Genomic DNA, 12,080 nt, shown 5'->3' on the forward strand with positions numbered 1-12,080 from the left:
CGACAATCCTACGTGATCTCCGTGTCCGAAGGTGCCGTTTTCTCCGCGCTGGGGGCGCCCGTATCCTGCAACGCCTCCACAATCGCGGTCGCCAGCGCCGGGCCGAACCCGGGCACAGCACAAATATCGTCTACACTCGCGGATTTCACCTTGGCGACCGAGCCAAAAGCCTTGACCAGTTGTGCCCGGCGTTGCGGGCCGAGGCCAGGAATATCGTCCAGCACACTGCGGCGCATTCTGGCGGAACGCTGCTGGCGATGGAACGTGATGGCAAAGCGGTGTGCCTCGTCGCGAATCTGCTGCACCAGGTAGAGCGCCTGTGAATTGCGGGCCACGATGACCGGATACTCCTCCCCCGGCACCCACAGCTCCTCCAGGCGCTTGGCGATGCCCACCAGGAACACGTCCGTGACGCCCAGCTCCTCCAGCACTGCCGCGGCGGCGTTGACCTGGGGCTGGCCGCCGTCGACGATGAACAATTGGGGCGGGTAGGCGAACTTACGCGCCGCCTGTTCGTCCGTATTTTCCCCCGACGCCGGGCCTAGCTCCTCCTCACCCTCCAGAAGATCGCCGGCTTCGTCTCCGAGCGGCACGGAAGTGGAGTCTGTGTGATGGCGGGCGAAGCGGCGCCGCACCACTTCGGCGATGGAGGCGACATCGTCGGAGTGGCCGTCGCCGGCGGCGTCGCGAATCTTGTAGCGTCGGTAGTCGCTCTTCTTTGGCAGTCCGTCTTCGAACACCACCAGCGAGGCGACCACATCTGTGCCCTGGATGTGGGAAATGTCGATACATTCGATGCGTAGCGGCGAGGTGTCCATCCACAGGGCCTCTTGCAGCTCCTGCAGGGCCGCGGAGCGGGCCGTCAGATCCCCGGAGCGCTTCAGCTTGTGGTGAGCCAAGGCCTGCTGAGCATTGTTTTCCGCGGTGGTGAGCAAGGCCTTCTTATCCCCACGTTGGGGCACCCGCACCGTCACCTGTGAGCCGCGGAGGCTGGAGAGCCACTCGGTGAGTTCGTCGGCCTGCTCCGGCTGGTATTGCACCAGCACCTCCCGAGGAATGTGCTCGTAGCGCAGGGGGGTCTGTTCGAGCGGCCCTTCCGACTGCGCCCGGGGAGCGTCCGAGGCGGGGCTGTCGGCACCGGCGACTGCCGCCTCCGTGGCCTCGGCGAAGGCTGCTTCGTCGCCATAAAACTGGTGAATAAACTGCGCCAGCAACGCCTCGTTGCTGGTCTCTTGCTTCTCGACCACCCAGCCGCGCTGGCCGTGGATACGGCCGCCGCGCACGTGAAAGATCTGAACGGAGGCCTCCAGCTCATCCGTGACAAAGGCGATGAGGTCCGCGTCCGTGGAATCGGAGAACACTACCGCCTGCTTCTCCATCGCCTTATCCATGGCCTGCAGCTGGTCGCGTAAGGACGCTGCACGTTCGAAATCCAGCTCCTCCGCAGCCTGTTCCATATCCCGGCGGACTCTGCGCGTGACGCGATCGGTGTTGCCGGACAGGAAACTCATGAACTGGTTCACTTGAGCGCGGTGGTCCTCAGCGCTGATGTTGCCCACGCAGGGTGCGCTGCACTTATCGATATAGCCCAGCAGACAGGGCCGCCCCATCGCCTGGTGCCGGTTGAAGACAGTCTTCGTGCAGGTGCGCACGGGGAACACCTTGGTCAGAGACTCCAGGGTCTCCCGAATAGCCCAGGCCTTCGGGTACGGGCCGAAGTAGCGAATGCCTTTACGGCGAGGCCCGCGGTACACATAGGCGCGGGGGAACTCCTCGCGCACGCTGACCGCCAGCATCGGGTAGGACTTGTCGTCCCGGTACATCACGTTGAAGCGCGGATTAAAGCGCTTGATCCACGTGTACTCCAGGTTAAGTGCCTCGAGCTCGCTGGCGACCACGGTCCAGCGCACCTGAGACGCAGACTGGACCATCGTGCGCGTCCGCGGGTGGAGACGGTCGTAATCCTGGAAGTAGTTGGACAGGCGCGCGCGAAGGTTCTTGGCCTTGCCCACGTAGATCACACGGTCGTGGGAATCCCGAAACGTGTAAACGCCCGGTTCCGTCGGAATGGTTCCGGGCGCCGGGCGATAAGGAGCAGAGTGTGCAGTCACGAGTTAGTCTTCGTCCGGCATGTACTTGTCTTCGATCCGGCGGAACGCCTCCACCCGATCGGCGATGATCTGCTTGTCATAAATGTTGAGGGCCATCATCGGCACAAACTCAAAGTCGGGGAGCTCCAGGCGAGCCATCTTCGCGGTCGTCGGGAAGGACAATCCATAGATGATGTCCCACGTGTAAAACTGCGCGTTGACGATATTGCGCACCTCTACCCCATGGCGATTCGCGCGCACGCGGGGGCGCAGCAAGCTCAGAGCCACCACGCACAGCACCAGTCCAATGCCGATGAACGCCAGTTGGTCGCTCACGGTCACCGTCACGCCGGTGTTGCCGATGTTCACCACAACTGCCATGAACACGTGAACGGCCATGATCACGAGCACTAAGATCCACGCCAGGCGCTTCAAGAAGGGCGAGGAGAACTCGAGCTCCCAGGATTCATCCACGGCGGACGATGCGCGCTCAGCAACGGCTGAGGACTCACGCTCAGCGTTGGCTGAGGAACCATGCAGCGCGGAGGCAGAGCCTGCAGCCGCGGGGTTCTTCGGGGACTGAGATGGACCGACTGTTTCACTCACGGTGACTACCCTACTCGCCCGCGGCAATCTCGCGTAACACCAAGGCTGTGTGGATCGCCGCCGTGGCGGAATCCGCGCCCTTGTCCTCGGACGCTCCCTCAATTCCGCTGCGATCCAAGGCCTGCTCCACCGTGGAGACCGTGAGCACACCGTTGCCCACGGGCGTGCTGTGATCCAGGGCCACGCGCGTGAGGCCGTAGGTCACGGCGTCGCACACCACACGGAAATGCTCAGTCTCCCCTTCGATCACACATCCTGTGGCGACCACGGCGTCGAAGGAAGAACAGGCCGCAGCCACGGCCACCGGAAGTTCCAGCGCACCCGCCACGCGCCACTCAGACACGGTGGCGCCGGCAGCGGTGGCAGTCTCCACGGCGCGGGTGTGCAGCTTATCGGTGATCTCCGCGTTCCAGGACGCACTAATGACCGCTACCTTCAGGCCCGCAGCCTCGCCGGGGTTTACGGCAATCTGTGCCAATCCGTCGTGGGCCATGGTTAGTGCTCCTTCTCTGGGGCCGAGTGAGGTTCGGTGAGGTGAATATGGTGTCCCATCCGATCGCGTTTTGTGCGCAGGTACACAATATTGTCCGAATTCGCAGGCAATTCCACGGGGATTCTACCCTCAATGGTCACGCCATACTTTTCCAAATCGGTCACCTTATCGGGATTATTCGTAATGAGCTGGATCGACTCCACACTTAAATCATCCAGAATCTGCGCCGCGGCGCTATATTCGCGGGCGTCGGCGGGTAATCCCTGCTCCAGATTCGCATCGACAGTATCGAAGCCCTGGTCCTGAAGCACATAGGCGCGCAATTTAGGGACCAGGCCAATGCCGCGGCCCTCCTGTCCGCGCATGTAAATCACCACGCCCGGACCGTTGGAGGCAATGTGGTGCAGCGCGAAATCCAGCTGCTCCCCGCAGTCGCACCGGCGGGAGCCCAAAATGTCGCCCGTGAGGCACTCGGAGTGCACACGCACGGGTACATTCTTCTTGCCCTCAACATCGCCGGAGACGATCGCCAGGTGCTCAACCCCATTGACCGTGGAGGTGTAGCCCACGCCCGTGAAGGTGCCGTACGTGGTCGGGAGGCGGGCGGCGACGTTGCGCACTACCGTGGGTGTGTGGCCGCGCTTCCATTCGATGAGCTGCTCAATGCTGATGAGTGCCAGTTCGTGCTTATCCGCGAAACGGCGCAGCTCCGGCAGGCGAGCCATGTCGGTGGGGTTTTCCTCACTCACGATCTCGCAGAGAGCTCCCGCAGGCTTCAAACCGGCAGCGACCGCCAAGTCCACGCTGGCTTCGGTGTGTCCCGGGCGTACCAGCACGCCCCCGTCGCGGGCCCGCAGAGGAACCACGTGCCCAGGCCGGTTAAACGTGGCGGCCGAGGACGCGGGATCGGCCAAAGCCCTCAAGGTGTGTGCACGGTCCGTCGCACTAATGCCGGTGGTGATCCCCTCGGCAGCATCGACCGTCACCGTGTAAGCGGTGCCTCGGACGTCCTCGTTGCGCGCCACCATCGGCGGCAGGCCCAAGCGGTCGCACTCATTATGCGGCATTCCCACGCAGATATACCCCGAACTATGCCGAACCATAAAGGCCACAAGTTCAGGAGTTGCCAACTCCGCAGCGAAGATCAAATCGCCTTCGTTTTCCCGATCCTCGTCATCCACCACAACCACAGCTTTGCCCGCTGCAATATCGGCGATGGCCCGTTCCACGGTGTCCAGCTGGATCTGTTCTTTCTCTGACATGAAGTCCTTAGTTCCTTTGGGAGGAGTTGTTCTTGACGGTGCTGAATCGCTCCACGTACTTGGCGATCACATCGCATTCGATATTCACTTTATCGCCCGCGCGTAGGTGGCCAAGCATCGTGTCCTCCAAAGTAGTGGGAATGAGGGACACCTGGAACTCCACGCCTCCATCGTCGAGGTCCGTCAGCTCGGCGACCGTCAACGAGGTTCCGTTGATGGCGATGGACCCCTTGTGGGCGATGTATGGAGCCAGCGCAGCGTTGTCGAGAGTGAAGCGGAAGATCTCCCAATCCTCGCCTGGCGTGCGCTCCACCAGGGTGGCCGTGCCGTCCACGTGGCCTTGGACCACGTGTCCGCCGAAGCGTCCCGCAGCGCTCATCGCCCTTTCCAGGTTCACGGGGTCCCCCTGCGCGAGCGTACCCAGCGTGGAATAATCCAGCGTCACTTGCATGACGTCAGCGGCAAAGCCGTGCGCGTCGATATCGGTGACCGTCAAGCACACGCCGTTGACGGCGATGGAGTCTCCGCGGCGGGCGTCCTCGACCACGCGTGACGCGCTAATGCGGATCTGCGCGGAGTTGTCCTTGAGCGTGATGCGGTCGATCTGTCCTACTTCTTCAACAATTCCTGTGAACATGAGGCCTCTTTTTCGTCGTACTGTTGATGTGTCGTAATTCTTCTTATGGTGTGTGATTATGCGTGCGAAGATTCCCAGGGCCGGGTCATGGTCCACCGATAATCGGAGTGCACTCCGTTCCCCATGCGTTCCATCTGCCGGGGGATAAAACGGACAATATCGTCCATGGAGCGGCCCAAGGTGGTGTGGGCGTGACCAAAAATCCCTTGCCCGCCGCCCAGGATCGCCGGCGCGAGGTACGCATGGATTTCATCCACGCACCCAGCCTCCACGAACGCGCTCAAGAGAGTGGCTCCACCCTCAATGAGGACGGAGACCACACCACGGGAGTGAAGCTGCGCCAGGACGTCGTGCACATCGTGGGAGGAAACCTGGAGGAATCGATCATCCGTGCCGATGATGGCCGCGCTGGAGGGCACCGGAGTGCGTCCCACAACCACGCGCAGTGGCTGATGCTCCACGGGGTACGCTGAGCCGTCGAGTTGGCGGGCGTTTAAGCGAGGATTATCCGCACGGACCGTGCCCGTTCCGACCACAATCGCATCGCGATGCGACCGATCCTCGTGTACGTGGTGGCGCGCCATCTCCCCGGTGATCCACTGACTGCTTCCATCGCGGGCGGCAATGTGGCCATCCACGGTGCTTGCCCACTTGAGCGTCACGTGCGGCCTGCCGAGCAGCACGGAGGTGAGCCATGCTTCGAGCGCCCACACGGGCTGGTCATGAGGAGTTTTGAGGGGGAACTCCAGGTAGGGTCCCTCGACGGTCACGCCGGCCTCGCGTAGAGTTGCCGCGCCCCCACTGGCGGGCTTGTGCGGATCGGCGAACAGAAAATCAACCCGGGACACACCGTGCTCCCGCAGCATCTCACTGCAGGGCCCGGTGCGCCCCGTATGATTGCACGGCTCCAGCGTGACGACCGCTCGGCAGCCTGTGAGCGATCGGCGGCTGCGCAGCGCATCTCTCACCGCCATGACCTCGGCATGCGCGCCACCGGCAGGCTGCGTGGCGCCGCGGCCGATGATGGTGCCTTCCGGGTCGAGGATAAGCGCCCCGACCGGAGGGTTCGGGCTGGTGTTGCCCATGACCTGCCTGGAGATTCTGTCCGCCTCGCGAAACAGCTCCATTGTGGAAAGGTTGTGCACTCCCACTGCTAGTTCGCTGTAGGGCTCGACGCGGATTCCGCGGCCTGGCGGATTGCCTCCACCTGAGCCGTAGGGTCCTCGGCACCGAACACCGACGAGCCCGCCACATAGACGTCCACACCGGCGGCCGCAGATTGGGCGGCGGTGTCCACGCCGATTCCGCCGTCAATCTCAATAAGCGTGGACAGCCCCTCCTGGTCAATGCGGCTGCGAAGCAGCTGAACCTTCGAGAGCACCTCAGGCATGAAGGATTGGCCTCCGAAACCCGGCTCCACGGACATCACCAAGATGATGTCGAAGGCATCCAGGTGATCCAAGAGAGGTTCCACGGGAGTATTCGGCTTGATCGACACGCCAGCCATCGTGCCGGCATCTCTGAGTGTAGCGGCCAGATCGCGCGCGGCGTCGATATCCTTCACAGCCTCCAGATGGAAGGTGACGGAATGGAAATCCTGCGCGTAATCGGGCGCCCAGTGCTCCGGATCCTCGATCATCAAGTGGACGTCCAGATGCTGCTCAGTGTGCCCCACCAGGGACTTCGCGACAGGCAACCCGAAGGACAGGTTCGGCACAAAGTGGCCATCCATCACGTCAATGTGAAGCCAGTCCGCTTCGGGCACGCGCTGAATCTCCTCGACAAGCTTGCCGAAGTCTGCGGCCAGAATGGATGGGGCGATTACCGTCTGTTGAGTCATACCTCTACCCTACTGTTCGATGAGCCTGCTGTTCGACCGGCTTTGTCAGCACAGCGATGAACATCGCATCGGTGCCATGCCGATGCGGCCACAGCTGGATGAACTGATCCTCGCCGCCCGCCGCGGTGGTCGTGGTGTCCTTGAGCTCCGGGAGGACCTGGCGCGCATCCTCGATCCGGGCACCCGTCTTGTGCGCCACGAAGCGCACCACATCACTGGTTTCCGCCCGGTGCGGCGAGCAGGTGGAATACACCACCACCCCGCCGGGAGCGACGGCCTCATACGCAGCCGTGAGCAGCTCCCTCTGCAGGGCCACCAGCTGCGGCACGTCGCCGAGAGTCTTCCGCCAACGGGCCTCCGGGCGGCGGCGCAGCGCACCCAAACCGGAGCACGGCGCATCGACGAGGATTCGGTCAAAGCCGCCATCGGGATAGTCCAGGCTGTCGATGTCCTGGAGCTTACGGCCATCGCCCACGTGCACCGTTACCGGCATGTCCGCATCCAGAGCTTGAGAAATGAGCGTGGCGCGGTGCGGCGTGATCTCCACGGCATCCACCGCGGCCCCCTCACCCACGGCCCAGGACCCAATGAACGCAGTTTTTCCACCAGGACCAGCGCACAGGTCCAGCCAGCGGCCAGTGTCCTGTTTATCCAGTGCCGCGCGCACCAGCGTGAGTGCAATCAGCTGTGAGCCCTCGTCCTGCACGCTGGCCAGCTTCTCCTTGATGGGATCCAGGTCGCGCGGGGCGCCGTCGTCCACATAGACCGCATAGGGAGAAAACCGTCCCTCCGTACCGCCGGAGACTAACGCCAGCTCCTCGGCGCTCATCAAGCCCGGTCGGGCAGCCAGATGCACGATCGGGCGCGCGTCGTCAGCCGTCAGAGCCTCCTCCAGATCGGGCGCGATGCTGGTGGAGCTTCCGCCCAGCGACTCGTTGAATACCTCGCCGATCCACGCCGGGTGGGCGTGGCGCAGCGAGACATCCGCGATGCCGGAGCCACCGGCCACGCGTGCCACCCAGTCCTCGGCGGGCGTGCGGGTTACGGTACGCAACACACCATTGATGAAGCCGCTGGCACGCTGGGCGCCGAAGGCCTTCGCCAGATTCACCGACGTATCCACTGCCGCATGGTCCTCCACGCGGGTTCTCAAGATCTGGTAGGTACCAAGCCTCAGAATGTCCAAGGCCATGGAGTCGATCTTCTCCACTTCGCGGCCGGCGGCCAGTGCAATCACAGCATCCAGCAGACCCGTTGCACGCAGGCTTCCGTAGATCAGCTCCGTGGCGAAGGCCGCGTCCCGGCCCTTCAGCCCCGCGCGGCGAATGGCCTGAGGGGCCACCAGGTTGGCGTATGCGTCCTCCTCCGTCACCTGGCGCAGCACGCTGAGTGCAACATCGCGGACGGCGTCCCCACTACCGCGGAGCTTCGGCTTTTCCTGACGCTCCTGGGGACGACGCTGCTGGTATCCCTTCGCGCGGCCGCCGTCCTGTCCTCGCCGTGGCTGGGACTTCTGAGAGTTCTGCGACCGCTGGGACTCGCTACGTGAGCGAAAACCTGCCATGACTTATCGTTCCTCTCCATCGCGACGCTCGAAGCAGGCACCGCTGCTCAACAGCTCCTGCTGGCCGCGCGCCCAATCCGCGGCGTTCATCATCTTCTTGCCCGGAGGCTGAATACGAGTGATCTTCAGCAGGCCCTCCCCGGTGCCCACCAGCAGCTCCTTTTTCGACGCGTGCAACTCACCCGGCCTCAACGAAACCCCCTGATCCTCCGGTACGGGCAGCATCATCCCGATCTTGACACGCTGCCCCTTCAGCACGGTCCATGCCCCCGGCGCCGGGGTGTGGGCGCGCGCCACGCGCTGAATGACGTGCGCTGAACGACCCCAATCGATCTGAGCATCCGCGCTGGAGATCTTCGACGCATGCGTGGCCTGCGCATCCTCCTGAGGCGTGAGCTCGGCCGTCCCATTCTCCAATGCGTTGAGCGACTGCGCCAGCAGCTCGCGGCCGGAATACGTTAGCCGCGTCAGCAGGTCATCGGCCGTGTCCTCGATGCCGATGGGCTCCGTCACTGCGTCAATCATGGGACCTGTGTCCATGCCCGCAGCAATCCGGAAGGTCGACGCCCCCGTCGTCGCGTCCCCCTCCGCGATCGCTGCTTGCACCGGCGCCGCGCCGCGCCACCGAGGAAGAAGAGAATAGTGTAGGTTGATCCAGCCATGCTGGAACACATCCAACAGATCTCTGGGAATGAGGTTGCCGTAGGCAACGACTGCCGCGGCCGTGGCTCCCTGCTCCGCCAAGGCTTCGAGGGATGCGCGCGCATACTGGCCGTCCGGGGTGTCCGCCTTCAGGGTGCTCCACTTATAGGTGGGAAGCTCATGAGCCGCGGCAACCTCGGCAACCTTCGAGGGGTAGAGAGAGCGTCCTCGCCCGCGCTGGGCGTCGGGTTGAGTCACCACGGCGAGCACCTCGATATCAGGACGGGTCAGCAGATGCTCAAGCACCACGGCGGCGGGTTCAGGGGTTCCAGCAAAGATGATTTTCACAAGCGGCCTACTTAAACCACTCGGACGTGCGGATGGCCTTCATGGCCTCCTTGCGCTGCTCGCTGCTGAGATGCTGCAGGAACATGATCCCATCGAGGTGGTCCGTTTCATGCTGCACGCACCGCGCCAGCAGATCCGTGACCTCGCGATCCACCGGCTCGCCATCCACCGTCACGCCAGTGACCCGCACACGCTGAGCACGGGTCACCTCCCCGCCCACGCCCGGCACGGACAGGCACCCCTCCGGGCCCGTCTGAGTCTCCTCCCCCAGTGCCTCCCATTCGGGGTTGATGATGTGCCCGCGATCGCCCTCGCAGTCGTACACGAACACACGACGGGTGATGCCCACCTGGTTGGCCGCCAGCCCCACGCCGCCGTAGGCATCCATCGTTTCCAACATGTCGTCGACCAGCGTGCGGAGCGTCTGGTCGCCCACCTGGTCAGCCGGAATCTCGTCGGCGACGGTTCGCAGGACAGGGTCACCGAAATAGCGCATCTGAAGGACAGTCATGCCCAACAGCCTAGCCGATGCGCACGGGATCGATCACAACGCGTAGCGGTCCGGAGCCCACCGACCGCGACTGGCTGGACCGCACCGATTGCGCGGTCTTCAAACTGGCGCCGAAGGAGTCCATCTCCGCGCGGGGAATGCGCGCGATCATGCGGCGCGCCTCGGACGCGCGGTGCGGCTCCAGGCCGGCGGGTAGGCGGATGCCCTCGGGCAGCTCCACCGGGCCCAGCAACTCCACACCCTCGGGACGCTCCCAGGAATCCAGAAGCCCCTCGATGGACGAGGACGTGCCGTCAATCGCCGCCACGGACACCGCCGGCGGCAGGGCGGCCTCCGCGCGGGACTGAAGCTCGCGCCGCGCAGCTGCGGCCGGATTCCAGGTCAACAGATCGCGCACCGGAAGCAGATGGGCATCTGCCACGATCACCACGTGTCCGCCCTGATCGGCGCTGTGGACCAGGGCGGCAGCCTCCAGCCATTGCCGCAGCGCGTGCTCCTGCGCCCGCAGGTCCGCGCGGTTCAACGTGATCCAGGGGTCCATGAGCAATGCCGCGCCGTACAGGCCTCCGTCCACCATCGGCTCGGCACCCGGAGTGGCGATGACCAGGCCCCGGGAATCCGGGACGGTGGGATGGATAGTGTTCCCGCCGGAGGTGATCACGGGCACCCCAGGGAAGGCACGCCCCAGTTCCTCTGCGGTGCGATCCTGGCCGATCACCGTCATGCGCAGTGTGTGATTGCCGCAGGAGGTGCAGGTGAAGTGCCCTGCCGTGTGGCCGCACCACCGGCACCGCGGACTCTGCGCTTGCGGGTGGTTGTGCGCGTCGCCGGTGCTGCTGGGCAACTCCAGCGGACCGTTGCACTTCCGGCAGCGCGCGGAGGTTCGGCAGCGAGCGCACGCCAGCCCTGGTGCATAACCCCTGCGCGGCACCTGCACCAGCACTGGGTGGTCTTCAGCGAGTGCCTCACGGAGGGCTTGAAACGCGATCCCGGGCACACGCGAACCCGGCGAGTGCAGCTCTCGCTCTACCGCCAGATCATCCTCCGCGAGTCCACTCATCGTCGGCAGATACGCCTCGAGTGCCGGCCGGGGCATCTCCAGCGGATGGATAAACCCCTCCTCCATCCACTGCTGCACCTCCGCCGAGCGATGCACGTGCGGCAGCAGCAACGCGCAACCTTGCTGCTCGGAGCGCACGCGTGCGATCTCGCGGGCATGCAGATAGGGCGCGCGTGGATCCACCAGAGAATCATCGGACTCCCCCAGCACGATGATCAGCCGCAGGTCTTTCAGCGGCGCCAGCGCGGCCGCACGCGTGCCCACCACCACGCGCGCCTGCCCCTGAAGAATCGAGAGATACCGCCGGTAGCGTGCCGAAGGGCCGTGCGCTGCCGTCATCTCCGTCACCTGCGCGGCGGACATGGACGTCTTCAGCGCCTCGGTCACCCGATCCACGGTGCGGCCGTTCGGGGCGATAATAAGAACCGACGCCCGGCTCACCCACGCCACAGCGCTCGTTATGTGCCCCACCAACTCGGGGATGGAGCGGCCCGGGGGCACCATCATCGAGGCGCGCGCCGGCTTGCCCGCGAGCACGGCATCCAGGTAGGCGCGCCCATGCCTGAACGCGTCCACGGCCTCGTAAGCATTGTGCCGTGCGTGCTCCGTGAGCTCATCCGTGTTGACCAGCGAGCCCACGAGGTCCGGCCAGGGCCGGCCATTGTGAAACAGCCCCGCCTTTTCAGCGGTGGCGTGGCGGGAGGGGATGAACGAGCGCAGTATATCCCCGCGGGTTCCCGCACTTCTGGTGGCCAGGGTATTGACCAGCTCCCAGAGGTACGGAGGCATCACCACCTGGGGAGAAATGACTCTCTCCAGGGGTGAGAGAGCCCCGGTGTGCGCGGACTGTCGGCGTCGTTCAATCACAAACGCATCGATCAAGCGGCCAGAAAAGCGCACGCGGACACGCACGCCCGGCTGGGCCTGCGCGTCCAGTTTCTCGGGCACCGAGTAGTCAAAAAGCCGGTCGAGGTGAGGCACGCCCACCAGCGGCAGAACTCGGGCTATCGGTGCATCCATGAGTAGG

Annotated in this window: 11 protein-coding genes; all 11 read right to left on the reverse strand. The window is 64.3% G+C overall.

The window, feature by feature from the left end; genetic code table 11:
• Positions 1–8 precede the first annotated feature (8 nt).
• The 11 genes from uvrC to GC425_RS00735 all read right to left on the reverse strand — a co-directional run bounded on the left by uvrC (position 9) and on the right by GC425_RS00735 (position 12,073).
• Entirely contained in the window at positions 9–2,111 is a 2,103-nt protein-coding gene (uvrC, locus tag GC425_RS00685; protein WP_151844145.1) for an excinuclease ABC subunit UvrC, read from the reverse strand.
• A gap of 3 nt (positions 2,112–2,114) precedes the next feature.
• A complete protein-coding gene (locus tag GC425_RS00690; RefSeq protein ID WP_225733040.1) occupies positions 2,115–2,564 on the reverse strand; it encodes a PH domain-containing protein in 450 nt (149 codons plus the stop codon).
• 142 nt (positions 2,565–2,706) lie between these two features.
• Positions 2,707–3,189: a 6,7-dimethyl-8-ribityllumazine synthase gene (gene ribH / locus GC425_RS00695; protein WP_151844144.1), complete on the reverse strand. Its 483-nt coding sequence runs from the start codon at positions 3,187–3,189 to the stop codon at positions 2,707–2,709.
• A gap of 2 nt (positions 3,190–3,191) precedes the next feature.
• Positions 3,192–4,451: a bifunctional 3,4-dihydroxy-2-butanone-4-phosphate synthase/GTP cyclohydrolase II gene (locus GC425_RS00700; RefSeq protein WP_151844143.1), complete on the reverse strand. Its 1,260-nt coding sequence runs from the start codon at positions 4,449–4,451 to the stop codon at positions 3,192–3,194.
• A gap of 7 nt (positions 4,452–4,458) precedes the next feature.
• Positions 4,459–5,088 (reverse strand): riboflavin synthase, encoded by a 630-nt coding sequence (locus GC425_RS00705; protein WP_151844142.1) that lies wholly within the window; start codon positions 5,086–5,088, stop codon positions 4,459–4,461.
• Between the two features lie 56 nt (positions 5,089–5,144).
• Positions 5,145–6,215: a bifunctional diaminohydroxyphosphoribosylaminopyrimidine deaminase/5-amino-6-(5-phosphoribosylamino)uracil reductase RibD gene (ribD, locus tag GC425_RS00710; protein WP_151844141.1), complete on the reverse strand. Its 1,071-nt coding sequence runs from the start codon at positions 6,213–6,215 to the stop codon at positions 5,145–5,147.
• Positions 6,216–6,241: 26 nt separating this feature from the next.
• Positions 6,242–6,928 carry a ribulose-phosphate 3-epimerase gene (rpe, locus tag GC425_RS00715; RefSeq protein WP_151844140.1) on the reverse strand — a complete coding sequence of 229 codons (687 nt, stop codon included), beginning with the start codon at positions 6,926–6,928 and terminating at the stop codon, positions 6,242–6,244.
• 4 nt (positions 6,929–6,932) lie between these two features.
• Complete coding sequence (locus tag GC425_RS00720; RefSeq protein ID WP_151844139.1) at positions 6,933–8,492, reverse strand: RsmB/NOP family class I SAM-dependent RNA methyltransferase; 1,560 nt, start codon at positions 8,490–8,492, stop codon at positions 6,933–6,935.
• A gap of 3 nt (positions 8,493–8,495) precedes the next feature.
• Complete coding sequence (gene fmt / locus GC425_RS00725) at positions 8,496–9,482, reverse strand: methionyl-tRNA formyltransferase (protein WP_151844138.1); 987 nt, start codon at positions 9,480–9,482, stop codon at positions 8,496–8,498.
• 7 nt (positions 9,483–9,489) lie between these two features.
• Complete coding sequence (gene def, locus GC425_RS00730) at positions 9,490–9,993, reverse strand: peptide deformylase (protein WP_151841556.1); 504 nt, start codon at positions 9,991–9,993, stop codon at positions 9,490–9,492.
• Positions 9,994–10,003: 10 nt separating this feature from the next.
• Positions 10,004–12,073 carry a primosomal protein N' gene (locus tag GC425_RS00735; RefSeq protein ID WP_151844137.1) on the reverse strand — a complete coding sequence of 690 codons (2,070 nt, stop codon included), beginning with the start codon at positions 12,071–12,073 and terminating at the stop codon, positions 10,004–10,006.
• Between the last annotated feature and the right edge of the window lie 7 nt (positions 12,074–12,080).

This window comes from Corynebacterium sp. zg254 (genome assembly GCF_024701495.1).
Lineage (GTDB): Bacteria > Actinomycetota > Actinomycetes > Mycobacteriales > Mycobacteriaceae > Corynebacterium > Corynebacterium zhongnanshanii.

Excerpts from the sequence above, each read along its gene's own strand:
- GC425_RS00700 (WP_151844143.1), bottom strand. The coding sequence starts at position 4,451 with ATGTCAGAGAAAGAACAGATCCAGCTGGACACCGTGGAACGGGCCATC.
- def (WP_151841556.1), bottom strand. The coding sequence starts at position 9,993 with ATGACTGTCCTTCAGATGCGCTATTTCGGTGACCCTGTCCTGCGAACC.
- ribD (WP_151844141.1), bottom strand. The coding sequence starts at position 6,215 with ATGGAGCTGTTTCGCGAGGCGGACAGAATCTCCAGGCAGGTCATGGGC.
- rpe (WP_151844140.1), bottom strand. The coding sequence starts at position 6,928 with ATGACTCAACAGACGGTAATCGCCCCATCCATTCTGGCCGCAGACTTC.
- GC425_RS00735 (WP_151844137.1), bottom strand. The coding sequence starts at position 12,073 with ATGGATGCACCGATAGCCCGAGTTCTGCCGCTGGTGGGCGTGCCTCAC.
- ribH (WP_151844144.1), bottom strand. The coding sequence starts at position 3,189 with ATGGCCCACGACGGATTGGCACAGATTGCCGTAAACCCCGGCGAGGCT.
- GC425_RS00705 (WP_151844142.1), bottom strand. The coding sequence starts at position 5,088 with ATGTTCACAGGAATTGTTGAAGAAGTAGGACAGATCGACCGCATCACG.
- GC425_RS00720 (WP_151844139.1), bottom strand. The coding sequence starts at position 8,492 with ATGGCAGGTTTTCGCTCACGTAGCGAGTCCCAGCGGTCGCAGAACTCT.